Source organism: Achromobacter sp. SIMBA_011 (assembly GCF_046535435.1).
Taxonomy (GTDB): domain Bacteria; phylum Pseudomonadota; class Gammaproteobacteria; order Burkholderiales; family Burkholderiaceae_B; genus Achromobacter; species Achromobacter dolens.
Map to the genome: position 1 here is coordinate 480,048 of NZ_JAWRWN010000002.1, position 16,970 is coordinate 497,017.

Consider the following 16,970-nt stretch of genomic DNA (forward strand, 5'->3'; position numbering starts at 1 on the left):
TACAATTGAACGGCTTGATCGTGCACTCAACAGAAGGAACCGACACATGGCACATACTCTTCCCCCCCTGCCTTACGAACTGGACGCGCTGGCTCCGCACATCTCGAAAGAGACGCTGGAGTACCACTACGGCAAGCACCACCAGACCTACGTCACGAACCTGAACAACCTGATCCCGGGCACCGAGTTCGAGAACCTGTCGCTGGAAGACATCGTCAAGAAGTCCTCGGGTGGCATCTTCAACAACGCCGCGCAGATCTGGAACCACACCTTCTACTGGAACAGCCTGGCTCCCAAGGCCGGCGGCGCGCCGAGCGGCAAGCTGGCCGACGCCATCAATGCCAAGTGGGGCAGCTTCGACGCCTTCAAGGAAGCCTTCAACAAGTCGGCCGCCGGCAACTTCGGTTCGGGCTGGACCTGGCTGGTCAAGAAGGCCGACGGTTCCGTCGACATCGTCAACACCAGCAACGCCGCCACCCCGCTGACCACGGCCGACAAGCCGCTGCTGACCTGTGATGTCTGGGAACACGCGTACTACATCGACTACCGCAATGCCCGTCCCAAGTACCTGGAAAACTTCTGGGCCCTGGTGAACTGGGACTTCGCCGCCAAGAATTTCGCCTGATTCCGCTGCGCGCCCGGCGCGCACCGCAGGGCCAAGGCCCCTCGCATCGCGAGGGGCCTTTTTGTTTTCGGCGCGCCCCGGGAGCCGACCGAAATTCTAGATTACGGGGTCAAATTTTGTATTTTGTCGAATTCATTTTGTAGAAAATGAGAATAAATCTCCCTCTCTTTACGAATAAAGCGAGGCGAAGGTCCCGCTATCGTTGAAAGCAGTCTGCGGCCGAGCCATGGGGCCAACGATCGCGGCATGCCCGCCACAACACCGTGGCGTTTGACGGGAAGGGAAGCATGTTGCGGTTTTTTTCGGGGTTGCATATCGGCGCGCGCATCGGCGTGCGACTGTCGGGCGCGTTCCTGCTGGTAGCGTTGCTGGGGGGCTGCATCGGCGCGTTCGGGGTGTGGGGGCTCTCCCGCATCAACGACATGAACGACCAGATCGCCGAGGTCGAATTCCGAGGGCTGTCCGACATCAAGGAAGCCAACATCAGCCTGATCGCCGCCGGCCGCGCGCGCAAGAGCTTCCTGGGCGCCACCACCGAGGAAGAAAGGCAGGCGCTGCGCGCCGAGTTCGACCGCGATGTCGCAAACCTGGAGCGCCTGCGCGCCAAGGCGGCGCAGAGCTTCGTCCGCGAGGACGGCAAGCGCCTGCTGGCGCAATTCGTCGAAGCCGAAGAGCTCTGGAAGCGCGAGGCCATCGAGTTCTTCGAGGCCGCCCAAGGGCTGCCGCTGGCCCAGACCGATGCCGCCATCGTCAACATCACCAAACGCGCCGCCGCCTCGTCCGGCAAGGCCGAGGCGCTGATCATCGAATTGGTCCAGGCCAAGGAGCAGGCGGCTGACCGCGCGGTGCGCGAAGTCACCGACCTGTACTCCGGCACCCGCCTCATCATGATCGGCCTGTCGCTGGCCGGCGTGGTCCTGGGCCTGCTGCTGGGCTGGCTGGTGACGCGCGGCATCACCCGGCCGCTGGGGCGGGCGGTGGAGGCCGCGCGCCGGGTCGCCAATGGCGACCTGAGCGGGGATATCCAGGTCACCTCGCGCGACGAGACGGGGGACCTGATGGCTGCGCTCAAGGCCATGAACGAAAACCTGTCGCGCATCGTGCGCGATGTGCGAGACGGCTGCGAAAGCATCGCCTCCGCTTCCTCGCAGATCGCGCAGGGCAATGCCGACCTGTCGCAGCGCACCGAGGAACAGGCGGCATCGCTGGAGCAGACCGCGGCCTCGATGGAACAGCTCACCAGCACCGTGCAGCAGAACGCCAGCAACGCCGGCGAGGCCGAAAAGCTGGTCACCCAGGCCTCGACCGTGGCGGCGCGCGGCGGCGAGGTGGTCGACGTCGTGGTGCAGACCATGAGCGCGATCTCCGAAAGCTCGCGGCGCATCTCCGATATCACCAGCGTGATCGACGGCATCGCGTTCCAGACCAACATCCTGGCGCTGAACGCCGCGGTCGAGGCTGCGCGCGCCGGCGAGCAGGGCCGTGGCTTCGCGGTGGTGGCCGGCGAGGTCCGCACCCTGGCGCAACGCTCCGCGGTCGCGGCCAAGGAGATCAAGGCGCTGATCGACGAATCCGTCCATCGCGTCGAAGGCGGCACGCGTCAGGCCGACGAGGCCGGTAACACCATGCGCGAGGTGGTCGACAGCGTGCGCCAGGCCGCGATCCTGGTCCACGAGATCGCCAGCGCCTCCGCCGAGCAATCCACCGGCATCGGCCAGGTCAACCAGGCCGTGGCGCAGATGGACACCGTGACTCAGCAGAACGCCGCGTTGGTGGAACAGGCCGCGGCCGCGGCCGGCAGCATGCAGGATCAGGCTGGCCGCCTGGCGCAGCAGGTGCGACGCTTCAAGATCGATGCCGGTCCCGTGTCGATGGATGCCGAACCCCGGGCCCGGCTGATCCAGGCCGGCCGCGCCACGCCGCATCCGGCGGCGGAGGCGCGCCAGCAACCGGTCGTGGCGCGCCCGGCCCTCATCAAGCACGACGCGGACGAGGACGACTGGTCGTCGTTCTGAATGGCACGCCTGTGGGCTGGCAGTCAGGCGGCAATGGTATGGTTTAGCCACTTCTGGTTTTGCCACGCCTTGCCGCCCGGCCCCGCCCATGTTCCTGCCCACTCCGCTGCGCCGTATCGCCACCGGTTCCCGCCACCTGCTGCGCCGCAAGTTGCGACAGACCAACCGCCTGTCGCGCAAGAGCCTGCAGATGGCCCTGTTGCTGGGAGGCGCGGCGCTGGTTGCCCTGGTGTCGCTGGGGTTTGCCTACCTGGCCGACCTCGCGCTGGAATGGAACCGCGAATGGGTCGGGCATGCCGGCTGGCTGGCGCTGCTGGTGTTGCCGTGCGCACTGGCCATCCTGCGTTGGGCCACGCTGCGGTTCGCGCCCAATGCCGCGGGCAGCGGCATTCCCCAGGTGATCGGCGCGCTGTCGCTGCCGCCCGGCCCGGGACAGCGCAGCCTCGTGTCGCTGGCGCAGGCGCTGTGGAAGATTCCGCTGGCGTTCTTCGGCATGCTGGCCGGCGCCTCGATCGGCCGCGAAGGGCCGTCGGTGCAGGTCGGCGCCGCGGTGATGCTGGCATGGGGCGATTTCTGGAAGCGTCGCGGGCTGCAACTGCGCGGCTTCCATGCCAACGAGCTGATCGCCGCGGGCGCGGCCGGCGGCCTGGCCGCGGCCTTCAATGCACCCTTGGCGGGCGTCATCTTCGCCATCGAGGAACTGGGTCGCGGCACCGTGCTGCGCTGGCAGCGGCTGGTGCTCATCGGCGTATTGGCGGCCGGTTTCCTGGTGGTGGCGGTGCAGGGCAACAATCCCTATTTCGGCACCTTTGGCGGCGCGGTCCTTACGCATGGCATGCTGTGGTGGGTACTGATCTGCGCCGCGCTCAACGGCGCGCTGGGCGGTCTCTTCGCGCGCCTGCTGGGCAAGGGGGCGGCCGGCATGGCGCCCGCGGCCTGGCGGGCCTGGATCCGCGTCCATCCCATCTGGACCGCCTTCGCCATGGGCGTGGTGCTGGCGCTGATCGGCCTGGCCACGGCCGGCAGCGTCTACGGCACCGGCTACGGCGCGGCCGCCGACCTGCTGTCGGGCGAGACGCAGAACGCCTTGCCCGCCGGTTTCGGCCTGGCCAAGCTGGCCGCCACCGTGGCTTCGTACTGGGCCGGCATTCCCGGCGGCATCTTCACGCCCGCCCTGACCACCGGCGCCGGCATCGGCCATCACATCTGGCAATTGGCGGGCGAGGGCGTGGACCAGCGCGTGCTGGTCCTGGTGTCGATGGCCGCGTTCCTGGCCGCGGCCACCCAGGCGCCGTTGACGGCCAGCGTGGTGGTCATGGAAATGACGGGCAGCCAGCCCATGCTGTTCTGGCTGCTGGTCGGCTCGCTGCTGGCCTCGGGCGTGTCGCGCCAGTTCTGCCCGCAGCCGTTCTACCATCTGGCCGCCGGACGCTTTCGCCGCCAGGCCATCCTCGAGGCCGGGCGCGCCGCGCGGGCGAGCGCGCCGACACCGTGAGGGCAGGCCGGCATGTGTACGGTGAGTGAACAGTAGCTGGACACCGTCCGTTCTGCGGACATCCTCGGGATGCACCATCTTGGCGCGAAACCGCTGCGTTAAGATCGTGCGCATTCGATTCCTCCACTTCAATCCGAGCATCTCATGACCGTGCATGCCTATATCTGTGACGCGATTCGCACCCCCTTCGGCCGCTACGGCGGCGCACTGGCCCCGGTGCGTCCCGACGACCTCGCGGCCGTAGCCATCAAGGCGCTGGTGGCGCGCAATCCTGGCGTGCGCTGGGAAGAAATCGACGATGCCATCCTGGGCTGCGCCAACCAGGCCGGCGAAGACAACCGCAACGTCGCCCGCATGGCCACGTTGCTGGCCGGCCTGCCGGTCGAAGTTCCCGGCGCCACGGTCAACCGTCTGTGCGGTTCGGGCCTGGACGCCATCGGCAGCGCCGCGCGCGCCATCCGCGCCGGCGAAGCCGGCCTGATGCTGGCCGGCGGCGTCGAAAGCATGAGCCGCGCGCCGTTCGTCATGGGCAAGGCCGATAGCGCCTTCTCGCGCAACGCCGCGATCTATGACACCACCATCGGCTGGCGCTTCATCAACAAGTTGATGAAGGCCCAGTACGGCGTCGACTCGATGCCGGAAACCGCCGAAAACGTCGCCGACGATTTCAAGATCAACCGCGAAGACCAGGACCTGTTCGCGCTGGCCAGCCAGCAGAAGACCGCCCGCGCCCAGAAGGAAGGGTTCTTCGACGCCGAGATCGTGCCGGTCTCGATCGCGCAGAAGAAGGGCGATCCTATCGTCGTGTCCAAGGACGAGCATCCGCGCGAGACCAGCCTCGAGGCGCTGGCCAAGCTCAAGGGTGTGGTCCGCGAAGGCGGCACCGTGACCGCCGGCAATGCTTCGGGCGTCAACGACGGCGCCGCCGCGCTGCTGCTGGCCGACGAAAAAGGCGCCGCGCGCCACGGCCTGACGCCGCGCGCCCGCGTGGTCGGCATGGCCACCGCCGGTGTCGCGCCGCGCATCATGGGCATCGGCCCGGCGCCCGCCACCCGCAAGGTGCTGGCCCAGACCGGCCTGACGCTGGACCAGATGGATGTGATCGAGCTGAATGAAGCCTTCGCCGCCCAGGGCCTGGCCGTGTTGCGCCAGCTTGGCATCGCCGACAACGACCCGCGCGTCAACCCCAACGGCGGCGCCATTGCCCTGGGCCACCCGCTGGGCGCCAGCGGCGCGCGTCTTGCCACCACCGCGATCAATCAGTTGCACCGCACCGGCGGCCGCTATGCGCTGTGCACCATGTGCATCGGCGTGGGCCAGGGCATCGCCTTGATCATCGAGCGTGTCTGATTCCGCTACGGCCCCGGGCGACCGGGGCCGGGCCCGCCGCCGCGCGGTGGCGGCACGGCCAAACGAAAAGGGAGCCCATGGGCTCCCTTGTTGCGTGCGCAGGACCGCGGCTGGCTCAGGGCAGTCCGTCGATCTTCCTGCCGGCCTTCATGCCGTGGCTTTCGTACCAACCCTGCGCCATTTCGAGTGCGTAGCGCACCGGTTTCTTGGAGCAGTGGGTGTCGTCGGTCTGGGGCGCCATGTCTTCGATGTTGACGATCGTGCCGTCGTCGGCGATAAAAGCGATCGACAGCGGCAGCAGGGTGTTGCGCATCCAGAAGCACTGCACGTCGGGCTGCTCGAAGACGAAGAGCATGCCGTCATTGCCGGCCAGTTCCTTGCGGAACATGAGGCCGTCGCGGCGGCTGGCTTCCGTGTTGGCGACTTCTGCGCGGATAATATGGATGCCGGCGGCCAGTTGCGCGATCGGCAGCGTCGGTTGCGGGCCGGTCGCCGTCTGGGCCCCGGCCGCCAGGGGCAACGCCAGGGTGGCGGCGCCGAGCAGCGCGGCTACCGCCGCGCGCGCTGCCGATTTAATGAACGCTGTTTTGAGCAACGCACCACCAACATGAAACAAAGCAGCATTCTTCAGCATGACCAAACGCGGTAATCGCAGTAATAAGAAAATAACAAGGCGGGGCCCGAAAGCCCCGCCTGATAATGGCGCAACCTTACCGTTGCGCTGTAAAGAGTAACTCAGGCAGCGGTGATATTGAGCGCCTGTTTGCCTTTGGGCCCCTGGATAATCTCGAAAGCCACTTTCTGGCCTTCTTTCAGGGTTTTAAAACCATTCATCTGGATGGACGAGAAGTGGGCGAACAGATCTTCACCGCCGTCGTCGGGCGTAATGAAGCCGAAACCCTTTGCATCGTTGAACCATTTGACGGTACCCGTCGATTTGGGATTGTCCCCTTGGACGGCGGTTGCGGTCGTATCAGACATGCGGACTGCCTCATTGAATCGTATGTTGACAGAAGGGCATCGCGGCCTAGACCCCTGTCCCCCCTCCGGCCTCCTGGCAGGTTTTCGGTGAATTGAAAACCCCAGAATGCGTGGATAATGCGCCGCTTTTCTTTGCGGAGTCAAGTATGGAAACTACGCATTTCTACGTGTAATTTTGCGTAAGTTACATGCAAGCCGTCCCCTGATTAAATAGAATAGCCGCCCTATGAGTTCTACCTTGGATACCCAGCATGATTTGGCCGTCGAGAAGGCGCCGGCGCGCGTCGCGCCGCCTCCGATGTACCAGGTGCTGTTGTTGAATGACGACTACACCCCGATGGAGTTTGTCGTGAAGGTGCTGCAGAAGTTCTTCAACAAGAACCACGAAGAAGCCACGCGCATCATGCTTCAGGTGCATCACGAAGGCCGTGGGGTTTGCGGCGTCTACCCGCGCGACCTGGCCGCCACCCGGATTGCCCAGGTGGCCCAGTATGCGCGGGCGCGCCAGCATCCATTGCAGTGCGTGATGGAACCGGTCTGAACTCGCAAGAACAGCGCCGCCACCACAGGCGGCGTTCTGCTGTACAGGGTTGCAAAGCAGGAACCGCGCACCGAGAAGCGCGCGGCACTATCAGGTCGGCAGCTCCGCCGCAAAGGAGCATCGCATTCGAGTAGGCGGGGAGGTTTGCCGTGAGTGGAAAGAACAGCAAGACCTGGCTGGCGGTAGCCGGCGCGATCGTGGTGGCCGGCGCCATCGGCGTGGGTTGGTGGATGGGCAAGGGCGGCCAACCGTCCGCGCCGGCGACGCCGCAGACGGTTACGCCGGCGGCAGCCACGACCGCGCCCGCCGCGACGGGTGGCGCCGCCAAGCCGGAGGCCTTGCCGGCCACGGCCACGGTCGGCACCGCTGACGCGTTCGCGGTCCTCAATTGCCAGCCGCGCCAGTACAACGACTCGCTCGCGCTGGCGGTCACTTTCACCCAGCCGGTCGAAGCCAAGGCCGATCTGACCAAGTTCCTGCAGGTCACCGACACCGGCGCCGCCTCGGGCAAACCCGACCAGGACACCGAGCGCAGCGCCAACGGCCAGCAGCCGAGCTCCGTCCAGCCTGGCGACGCCGCGCCCAAGGGCAAGATCGTCCAGGGCAACTGGGTGGTCGGCTCCAATCCGCGCATGGTGTATTTCCCCTTCGTCCAGCCGCAACGCACGTATTCCGTCGCGGTGCGCGCGGGCCTGCCGGGCGCTGGCGACAAGGTCGCCCTGGCCGGCGCCTCGCATTGCGACGTGGTGACCGATGCCATGCCGCCTTCGTTCTATTTCGCCAGCCGCGGCGTGGTGCTGCCGGCCGGCCAGAACGGCGGCCTGCCGGTGGCGACGGTCAACATGCCCGAGGTCGACGTGCAATTCCTGCGTGTCGCGCCCGAGCGCGTGCCGGAACTGTTCGAGTCGGTGCTGGGCATCGGCCGCAACACCTCCGCGTCGGACGATGATGAATCCGGCGGCTACGACGACGAAGACGGCTGGCGCTACTCGGGCAACCGCAGCCTGAAGGGTTCGGTCAGCAACTGGGACCTGGACCGCCTGAACACCCTGACGACCAGTGTCTACCAGGGCCGCTTCCTGACGGACGACAAGCCGAACCGCCGTCACGTCACCTTCCTGCCGGTCGAAGGCATCAAGGAACTGCAGGAACCCGGCATCTACGTCGCGGTGATGAGCCAGCCCGGCCGTTTCCGCTACGAATACCAGGTCACCTACTTCTATGTCAGCGACATCGGCCTGCACGCGCGCCGCTACAGCGACCGCATCGAGGCCTACTCGGTGTCGCTCAAGAGCGGTCAGGCGATCTCGGGCGCGCTGTTCGAACTGGTGGATGGCGCCGGCAAGACGCTGGCCAAGGCCCAGGCCGATGGCCAGGGCCACGTGCGCTTTGACGGCAGCTTCACCAACGCCCGCGTGATCCGGGCCTCGCGTGACAAGGAAATGACCGTGCTGGCGCTGGCCGAGCCCGCGCTGGACCTGTCCGAATTCGATACCGGCGGCCATATTTCCCGCCCCAACAGCCTGTTTGTCTATGCCGGCCGCAACCTGTACCGCCCCGGCGAGACCTTCCATGTGTCCGTGCTGCCGCGCGACCTCGACGGCCGCGTCATGCCGCCCGCGCCGCTGACCGCCACGCTCAAGCGCCCTGACGGCCGCGTGGTCTCGACCAACCTGTGGCAGCCCGCCAAGGACCTGCAGGGTTATGTCGAGCGCGCCATCGACCTGCCGCCCGATGCCCAGACCGGCGCCTGGATGCTGGAACTGCGCGTCGACCCCGCGTCGCGCGCGCCGGATGCTTCCTGGAAGTTCCAGGTCGAGGAATTCCTGCCCGAACGCATGAAGATGGCGCTCACGTCCGACCAGGATGTGTTGGCGCCGAACGACACCCTGACCGTCGACGTGCAGGGCGACTATCTGTATGGCGCGCCCGCCGCCGGCAACCGCCTGCTGTCCAGCTTCCAGGTCAAGCGCGACCGCTATGCGCTGCCGCAGCAATGGCCCGGGTTCATCTTCGGCGACGTGGACGACGATTCGCGCCGCCATTTCGAGGAACTGCCGGAGGCCGCGCTGGATTCGACCGGCGCCGCGCAACTGGAAATCGAACCGCGCACCGAAGGCACCCATTCGCCGATGAAGGTGCGGGTCTCGGCCAGCCTGCTGGAATCGGGCGGCCGCCCGGTGGTGCGCTCGATCGAGCGCAGCGTCTGGCCCGCCGACAAGCTGATCGCCGTGCGTCCGCAGTTCGACAGCGACGTCGCGCGCGAAGGCGCGCCGGCCTCGTTCGAAGTGCTGCGCGTGGACGCCCAGGGCAAGATCGCGCCGCTGGCGCAGGCCCAGATGCGCCTGTATCGTGAGGAACGCCAGTACTACTGGCGCTTTGACGACCAGCGCGGCTGGAACAGCGGCTACACCGAAACCGAGGAACTGCTCGATTCGCGCGAGATCGCGCTGAAGGACCGCAGCCAGTTCACCGTGCCCGTCAAATGGGGCCGTTACCGCCTGGAAATCGCCGATCCGGAGACCGGCGAAACCCTGCGCTACCGCTTCTATGCGGGCTGGGACGCCCAGGACGCCGACGCCATGGGCAACCGCCCCGACCGCGTGCAGATGAAGCTGGAAGGCGTGCCGGCCAAGCCGGGCGACAGCGTCAAGCTGACCCTGACGCCGCCGCACGACGGCCAGGCCCTGATCACCGTCGAGGGCGACCGCATGCTGTGGTCGACCTGGGTGGCCGTGAAGGCGACTGGCACGCAAGTGGAAATCCCGATCGACAAGAGCTGGAAGCGTCATGACCTGTACGTGGCCGCGGCGGTGTTCCGTCCCGGCAGCGAGGGTGACCGCGTGACCCCCGCGCGCGCGCTGGGCCTGACCTTCCTGCCGATCGCCAGCGCCGACCGCAAGCTCGACGTCAAGCTGACGGCCGCGGCCAAGACCGAACCCGAAACCAAGACCACGGTCCGCGTGAAGGTCGATGGCGCCCAGGGCAAGCAGGCCGTGGTGACGCTGTCGGCGGTCGACGTCGGCATCCTCAACATCAACCAGTACCGCACGCCCGATCCGCTCGACTTTTTCTTCGGCAAGCATCGCTACGCGGCCGAACTGCTGGACATGTACGGCAAGCTGATCGAGAAGATGGACGGCACCAAGGGCAAGCTGAAATGGGGCGGCGACGCCGCCATGCGCGGCGACAGCAAGAGCCTGCCCAAGAAGGTCAAGCTGGTCGATTTGTTCTCGGGACCGGTCAAGCTCAACGACAAGGGCGAGGCCGACATCCCGCTGAATCTGCCCGACTTCAACGGCACGCTGCGTCTGATGGCCGTCGCGTTCACCGCGGACAACTACGGCAGCACCGACACCGAAATGGTGGTGGCGGCGCCGATCGTGGCCGAGCTGAACACGCCGCGCTTCATCACCCCGGGCGACCAGGCAGCCATCGCGCTGGACGTGACCAACCTGAGCGGCGCCGACCAGAAGGTGACGGTCAAGCTGGAAGCGCTGGATCCGGTCGGCATCGTCGACGGCACCCGCACCGTGACCCTCAAGGACAAGCAACGCACCACGCTGCGCTTTACCGCCACCACCACGGGCTCCTACGGCCTGGGCCTGATGCGCCTGACCGTGGACGGGCAGGGCGGCGCCAAGCCGATCCACATCGTGCGTGAATCGGTGCTGCAGGTGCAGCCGGCCTACGCGGCCGAGCGCCAGGTGCGCCGCCTGCGCCTGAACCCGGGCGAGTCCAACACGCCGCAGGCATCGTGGGTGGCGTCGTACTACCCCGACTCGACCACGGTCAGCATGACGGTCTCGAACCGTCCGCCGATCAACGTCAACCGCGTGGTCGAAGGGCTGCTCAACTACCCCTACGGCTGCACCGAGCAGACCATCAGCGCGACGCTGCCGTGGGTCCTGATCGACGAGGAAGCGGCCAAGCAGTTCGGCCTCAAGCCGCGCACCCAGGCCGAGCGTGAAGCCAAGGTCGCGGGCGCCATCGGCCGCCTGTCGGGCATGCGCAACGCCGTGGGCTCCTACAACCTGTGGAGCAGCTCGTCCTCGCGCGACGTGTGGCTGACGGCCTACGCCGTGGGCTTCCTGCAGGACGCGCGCGACAAGGGCTTCACCATTCCCGAGGCCTCGCTGGATCGTTCGCGCCAATGGCTGTTGGAACAGGTGCAGCAGAGCAGTGGCTCGTTCGGCACCTGGTCGACCAGTCTGAAGCGCGACTTCGAGTCCGGTCGCCTGGACAGCGGCGGCCAGAGCGTGCTGCGCGAAGACCACCGCCGGTTTGCCGGCCTGGCTACGGCCGCCCTGGCGCTGGCGCGCGACAAGAAGGCGCCGCTGTCGACGGTGCGCCAGTTGTTCGACAACTACCAGGACCGCGCGCGTTCGCCGCTGCCCCTGATCCAGTTGGCCGCCGCGTTCAAGCTGATGGGCGACGAAGGGCGCATGAAGAGCGCGCTCGATCTGGCCATGACGCGCGAGTACGGCATCACCCGCCGCGCCAACAGCTACTACGATGACTGGCTCGGCGATTACGGCAGCGCCGTGCGCGACTACGCGCTGGCGTATGCGCTGGCCAACCAGTACGAGCTGCGCCATGACCGCGTCGAGAACCTGATGACGCAACTGGCCGCGCGCCTGGGCAACCGTTCGTACCTGTCGACCCAGGAACAGATGGCCCTGCTGCTGGCCGCGCGCGCCGCGGGCGGCGACAAATCGACGCCGTGGCAGGCCGCGCTGACGGTCAATGGCGTGCGCAAGGAGCTGGAAGGCGGCAGGTCCGACCGCACCGTGTCGCTGAGCGCGGCCGAGCTGGCCGGCACGCAGTTGCTCAACACCGGCAGCCAGTCGCTCTTCATCGAGTACGACATCCAGGGCAGCCCGACCACGGTGCCGGCGCCGCGCAACGACGTGATTCAGCTCAAGCGCGGCTGGTACCGTCCCGACGGCAAGCCGTGGGATGGCGGCACGCTGCAGACCGGCGACATGCTGGTGGTGTGGGTCCAGGCCAGCGCCAACCAGAACATCCCGGATGGCCTGCTGGTGGACCGCGTGCCCGCCGGCTTCGAGGTCGAGAACCTGAACCTGTCGCAAAGCCCCGAGATGCAGGACTGGAGCATCGGCGGGCGCCGCGTGGCCGACGCGATGGCCGACCCCAACATCAAGCACCGCGAGTTCCGCGATGACCGGTATGTTGCGGCGGTCTCGCTGGGTCGCGGCAAGGTGGACGTGTTCTACCTGGTGCGGGTCGTGACGCCGGGCCGCTATGCGGTGCCGTCGACCGTGGCCGAAGACATGTACCGGCCCGAGATCCGTGGCGTAGGCGAGCAATGGAGCACGGTCGAAATCCGCGATCGCAGCGCCAAGCAGCGTCCTTGAACACCGCCGCCACCCCGCCGGCGGGCGCCTCGCGCGCCCGCCGCTGGCGGCGGCGCGGACTCTTCGCGGCCAGCGTGCTACTCGCGCTGGCCGCGTTGTTATTCGTGTTCGACCGCCTCTATCCCCTGCCTCCCATCGATTCCGGCGGCGCGGCCGTGGTGGTCGCCGCGGACGGCACGCCGCTGCGCAACTATCCCAGCCGCGACGGCATCTGGCGCTACCCGGTCAAGCCTGACCAGGTCTCGCCGCACTACCTCGATACGCTGCTGACCTACGAGGACCGCTGGTTCTACTGGCACCCCGGCGTCAATCCGGTGTCGCTGGCGCGCGCCGGCTGGCAATGGGCCACCAACCGCCGCATCGTCTCGGGCGGTTCGACCCTGACGATGCAGGTGGCGCGCCTGATCGACCCGCAACTGGCCGGCAAGCCGTCGCGCTCGATGAGCGCCAAGCTGCGCCAGGCGTGGCGCGCGGTGCAGTTGGAAATGCACTACAGCAAGGACGAGATCCTGTCGCTGTACCTGACCCACGCGCCCATGGGCGGCATCGTCGAAGGCGTCGAAATGGGCTCGCGCCTGTGGCTGGGCAAGCCGGCGCGCGATCTCAGCCCGGCCGAGGCCGCCATGCTGACCGCCTTGCCGCAGGCCCCGTCGCGGCTGCGGCCGGACCGCCATCCCCAGGCCGCGCAGACCGCGCGCGACAAGGTGCTGGACCGCATGGTGGAACTGGGCCGCTGGACCCCGGCCGAGGTGGCCGACGCCAAGATCGAGCAGGTGGTGGCGCCGCCGTTGCGCGCCCGCTGGCTGGCGCCGTTGGCTGCCCAGCGGCTGTTACAGGAGGCCGGCCGTCCCGCAGCCGGTTCGCGCCGCCCCGGCGCCCGCCCGCCGCTGCTGACCTCGACCCTGGATGCGGACATGCAGGCCGCGGTCGAGCGCATGCTGCTGGATCGGGTCGACAACCTGCCGCCCAAGGTCTCGATGGCGGTGCTGGTGATGGACAACGACACGCTTGAAGTCAAGGCCTACGCCGGCTCGGCCGACTTTTCCGATGATTCCCGATACGCCCACGTGGATATGGTGCGCGGCGTGCGTTCGCCCGGCTCGACCCTCAAGCCATTCCTGTATGCGCAGGCGCTGGACGACGGCCTGATCCACTCGGAAAGCCTGCTGATCGACGCGCCGTTGTCGTTCGGCGGCTACGCGCCGGGCAATTTCCAGGCGTCGTTCTCGGGGCCGGTCAGTGTGGCGCAGGCGCTGCAACGCTCGCTCAACGTGCCGGCCGTGGACCTGCTGGACCGCGTCGGGCCCACCCGTTTCGCCTCGGTTATGCTGACGGGCGGGGTCTGGTTACGTTTGCCGGCCGGCGCCGAGCCCAATCTGAGCTTGATTTTGGGCGGGGGCGGCACCACATTGGAAGAACTGGTGGGCGCTTATCGGGCCCTGGCCCGTGGCGGCATCTCCGGGCGTCCGCGCCTGCGGCCGGAGCAACCGCGGGTCGAGTCCCGTATGATGAGTGCTGGCGCGGCCTGGATTGTCCGCGACATCCTGGAGGGCGGCGGCCACCCGGACCGGCCGTTTTACCAATCGGGCAGCCCGGCGAAGCAACTGGCCTGGAAAACCGGGACGAGTTTCGGATTCCGGGACGCCTGGGCCGTCGGGGTGACCGACAGTTGGACGATCGGGGTATGGGTGGGCCGTCCCGACGGCACGCCGAATCCCGGGTTTTTCGGGGCGAATGTGGCGGCGCCGCTACTGCAGGATATCGTGGCGGCGTTGCCGGAAGGCGCCCAGCACGTGCGCGTGCGGCCTGCCTCGGTGCAGGCGGTCGTGACGTGTTGGCCGCTGGGTTACCGGCTCGGCAGCGTGCCGTCGGGGGAATGCCCCGAGCAGCGCGCGGCGTGGGCCTTGAACGACACGGTGCCGCCGTCGTTCGCCGGCTATGCCGATGCCACGCAGGGGCCGTTGCGCCTGGGGGGCGTGGCCACCGGATCGGTGTTGCGGCCGGTGCCTGGCAGTGCGCAGGTGGCGGTGGATGTGGATGTGCAGGGCGCCGAAGGCGAAGTTTGGTGGATGCTCGATGGTCGCGTGGTGGGTCATGCCGCGTCGGGTCGTCCGTTTAATCTGGTGCTGACGCGGGACGGACGGTATACGCTTACCGTCATGGACGCGCAAGGCCGTCATGACAGCGTGGTTTTTGAAATCGCTGGCGTTACGCCCTGATCGGCATAGAATATGAATCGTGTATTTGCCCGCTTCGATGCGTTACGGAGGAAGCGTGATTTCCCAAGAGCTTGAAGTCAGCCTGCATATGGCTTTTGTCGAGGCCCGTTCGGCCCGGCACGAATTTATTACCGTCGAGCACCTGTTGCTCGCGCTGCTCGATAACGCTTCGGCCGTTGAAGTGTTGCGCGCCTGCGCCGCCAACCTGGATGACCTGCGCCGCAACCTGCGTCAGTTCGTTTCGGAAAACACGCCGGTGATCCCCAGCGGCGCGGAAGTCGACACCCAGCCCACGCTGGGTTTCCAGCGCGTCATCCAGCGCGCGATCATGCACGTGTCCGCGGGCGGCACCGGCAAGAAGCCGGTCACCGGCGCGAACGTGCTCGTGGCCATTTTCGGCGAAAAGGATTCGCACGCCGTGTACTACCTGCAACAGCAGGGCGTCACGCGGCTGGACGTGGTGAATTTCCTGTCGCATGGCATTACCAAACAGCCACAGGTGGAGTCCGCCGCCGTGCAGAAAGAGCAGCAAACCAATGGTGAAGAACAGGGCGAATCGCGCCAGTCGCCGCTGGACCAGTATGCGACCGACCTGAACGCCGCGGCGTTGGCCGGCCGCATCGATCCGCTGATCGGGCGCGAGCACGAAGTCGAACGCGTGATCCAGGTGTTGTGCCGCCGCCGCAAGAACAACCCGCTGCTGGTCGGCGAGGCAGGCGTGGGCAAGACCGCGATCGCCGAGGGCCTGGCCTGGCGCATCACGCGCGGCGAGGTCCCCGAGATCCTGCAGGCGGCCCAAGTGTTCGCGCTGGACATGGGCGCGCTGCTGGCGGGCACCAAGTACCGCGGCGATTTCGAGCAACGCCTGAAGGGCGTGCTCAAGCAGATCCGCGGCAATCCCGACGCGATCCTGTTCATCGACGAAATCCACACGCTGATCGGCGCCGGGTCGGCTTCGGGCGGCACGCTGGACGCGTCCAACCTGCTCAAGCCGGCCCTGTCCTCGGGTCAGCTCAAGTGCATCGGCGCCACCACGTATACGGAATACCGCGGGGTCTTCGAGAAAGACCACGCGCTGTCGCGCCGCTTCCAGAAGATCGACGTGGCCGAGCCCAGCGTCGAGCAGACCGTGCAGATCCTGCGCGGCCTGAAGAGCCGCTTCGAGGAACACCACAACGTGCGCTACTCGGCCGCGGCGCTGTCGGCCGCCGCCGAGCTGTCGGCGCGTTTCATCAACGACCGCCATCTGCCGGACAAGGCCATCGACGTGATCGACGAGGCCGGCGCCGCCCAGCGTCTGCTGCCGCGTTCGCGCCAGAAGAAGGTGATCGGCAAGGTCGACATCGAGAACATCGTTTCCAAGATCGCGCGCATTCCGCCGCAGTCCGTCTCCAACGACGACCGCAGCAAGCTTGCCACGCTCGACCGCGACCTCAAGACCGTGGTGTTCGGCCAGGACAACGCCATCGAGGCGTTGTCGGCCGCCATCAAGATGGCGCGCTCGGGCCTGGGCAAGCCGGAAAAGCCGATCGGCGCCTTCCTGTTCTCCGGCCCCACCGGCGTCGGCAAGACCGAAGTCGCGCGCCAGTTGGCGTTCACGCTGGGCGTGGAGCTGCTGCGCTTCGACATGTCCGAGTACATGGAACGCCACGCCGTCTCGCGCCTGATCGGCGCGCCGCCGGGATACGTCGGTTTCGACCAGGGCGGTCTCTTGACCGAGGCCATCACCAAGCAGCCGCATTGCGTGCTGCTGCTCGATGAAATCGAAAAGGCCCATCCGGACGTCTTCAACATCCTGCTGCAGGTCATGGACCATGGCACGCTGACGGACAACAACGGCCGCAAGGCGGACTTCCGCAACGTCATCCTCATCATGACGACCAACGCGGGCGCCGAGACCTTGAACCGTCCGTCCATCGGCTTCGCCAATTCGCGCGTGGTGGGCGACGAAATGGCGGAAATCCGCCGCATGTTCACGCCCGAGTTCCGCAACCGGCTGGATGCGATCATCCCGTTCGCGCCGCTGGACCGCGAGATCATCCTGCGCGTGGTCGACAAGTTCCTGATGCAGCTCGAAGACCAACTGCACGAGCGCCGCGTCGAAGCCGTGTTCACCACGGCCCTGCGCGAGCACCTGGCCAAGGAAGGCTTCGACCCGCTGATGGGCGCGCGGCCGATGCAGCGCCTGATCCAGGACACCATCCGGCGCGCGCTGGCCGACGAGCTGCTGTTCGGCAAGCTCGTCGATGGCGGCACCGTCACCGTGGACCTGGACGAGGCCGGCAAGGTCACGCTGGACTTCGACGACCACGGCAAGCCGCCGTCGGCCGCGCCCGACAAGCAGGAAGTCGAGCTCGTCGAATAGG

Annotated in this window: 10 protein-coding genes; 8 read left to right on the forward strand and 2 right to left on the reverse strand. The window is 67.1% G+C overall.

Translation table 11 applies throughout. The annotated features are described in order from the left end of the window. The first annotated feature begins 46 nt into the window (after window positions 1-46). The 4 genes from sodB to pcaF all read left to right on the forward strand — a co-directional run bounded on the left by sodB (window position 47) and on the right by pcaF (window position 5,485). On the forward strand, window positions 47-625 hold the full coding sequence (gene sodB, locus SB816_RS09470) for a superoxide dismutase [Fe] (RefSeq protein WP_049073101.1): 579 nt from the start codon (window positions 47-49) through the stop codon (window positions 623-625). A gap of 287 nt (window positions 626-912) precedes the next feature. Then, the gene (locus SB816_RS09475) at window positions 913-2,640 is read left to right on the forward strand and encodes a methyl-accepting chemotaxis protein (protein WP_054502077.1); all 1,728 of its coding nucleotides are present in this window, start codon (window positions 913-915) and stop codon (window positions 2,638-2,640) included. 88 nt (window positions 2,641-2,728) lie between these two features. Further along, the gene (locus SB816_RS09480) at window positions 2,729-4,135 is read left to right on the forward strand and encodes a chloride channel protein (protein WP_054502078.1); all 1,407 of its coding nucleotides are present in this window, start codon (window positions 2,729-2,731) and stop codon (window positions 4,133-4,135) included. A 144-nt stretch (window positions 4,136-4,279) separates the two neighbouring features. Next, on the forward strand, window positions 4,280-5,485 hold the full coding sequence (gene pcaF, locus SB816_RS09485; RefSeq protein ID WP_054502079.1) for a 3-oxoadipyl-CoA thiolase: 1,206 nt from the start codon (window positions 4,280-4,282) through the stop codon (window positions 5,483-5,485). Window positions 5,486-5,600: 115 nt separating this feature from the next. Here the strand turns inward: pcaF and SB816_RS09490 are convergent, their stop codons facing one another. Further along, the gene (locus SB816_RS09490; RefSeq protein ID WP_231132925.1) at window positions 5,601-6,119 is read right to left on the reverse strand and encodes a DUF192 domain-containing protein; all 519 of its coding nucleotides are present in this window, start codon (window positions 6,117-6,119) and stop codon (window positions 5,601-5,603) included. A gap of 101 nt (window positions 6,120-6,220) precedes the next feature. Continuing rightward, window positions 6,221-6,466 (reverse strand): cold-shock protein, encoded by a 246-nt coding sequence (locus SB816_RS09495; RefSeq protein ID WP_006220277.1) that lies wholly within the window; start codon window positions 6,464-6,466, stop codon window positions 6,221-6,223. Between the two features lie 226 nt (window positions 6,467-6,692). Between SB816_RS09495 and clpS the strand changes: the two genes are divergently transcribed. The 4 genes from clpS (at window position 6,693) to clpA (ending at window position 16,969) form a co-directional block, all read left to right on the forward strand. After that, a complete protein-coding gene (clpS, locus tag SB816_RS09500; protein ID WP_025135841.1) occupies window positions 6,693-7,007 on the forward strand; it encodes an ATP-dependent Clp protease adapter ClpS in 315 nt (104 codons plus the stop codon). Window positions 7,008-7,237: 230 nt separating this feature from the next. Continuing rightward, complete coding sequence (locus SB816_RS09505; RefSeq protein ID WP_410547121.1) at window positions 7,238-12,385, forward strand: alpha-2-macroglobulin family protein; 5,148 nt, start codon at window positions 7,238-7,240, stop codon at window positions 12,383-12,385. Further along, on the forward strand, window positions 12,382-14,604 hold the full coding sequence (pbpC, locus tag SB816_RS09510) for a penicillin-binding protein 1C (RefSeq protein WP_144654872.1): 2,223 nt from the start codon (window positions 12,382-12,384) through the stop codon (window positions 14,602-14,604). Before SB816_RS09505 ends, pbpC begins: the two co-directional genes overlap by 4 nt. A gap of 55 nt (window positions 14,605-14,659) precedes the next feature. Further along, complete coding sequence (clpA, locus tag SB816_RS09515) at window positions 14,660-16,969, forward strand: ATP-dependent Clp protease ATP-binding subunit ClpA (protein ID WP_024069529.1); 2,310 nt, start codon at window positions 14,660-14,662, stop codon at window positions 16,967-16,969. The last annotated feature ends 1 nt before the right edge of the window (window position 16,970 follow it).

Coding starts and splice junctions, on each gene's coding strand:
- SB816_RS09480 (WP_054502078.1), top strand. CDS start 2,729: ATGTTCCTGCCCACTCCGCTGCGCCGTATCGCCACCGGTTCCCGCCAC.
- SB816_RS09490 (WP_231132925.1), bottom strand. CDS start 6,119: ATGCTGAAGAATGCTGCTTTGTTTCATGTTGGTGGTGCGTTGCTCAAA.
- SB816_RS09505 (WP_410547121.1), top strand. CDS start 7,238: ATGGGCAAGGGCGGCCAACCGTCCGCGCCGGCGACGCCGCAGACGGTT.
- SB816_RS09495 (WP_006220277.1), bottom strand. CDS start 6,466: ATGTCTGATACGACCGCAACCGCCGTCCAAGGGGACAATCCCAAATCG.
- sodB (WP_049073101.1), top strand. CDS start 47: ATGGCACATACTCTTCCCCCCCTGCCTTACGAACTGGACGCGCTGGCT.
- SB816_RS09475 (WP_054502077.1), top strand. CDS start 913: ATGTTGCGGTTTTTTTCGGGGTTGCATATCGGCGCGCGCATCGGCGTG.
- clpS (WP_025135841.1), top strand. CDS start 6,693: ATGAGTTCTACCTTGGATACCCAGCATGATTTGGCCGTCGAGAAGGCG.
- pcaF (WP_054502079.1), top strand. CDS start 4,280: ATGACCGTGCATGCCTATATCTGTGACGCGATTCGCACCCCCTTCGGC.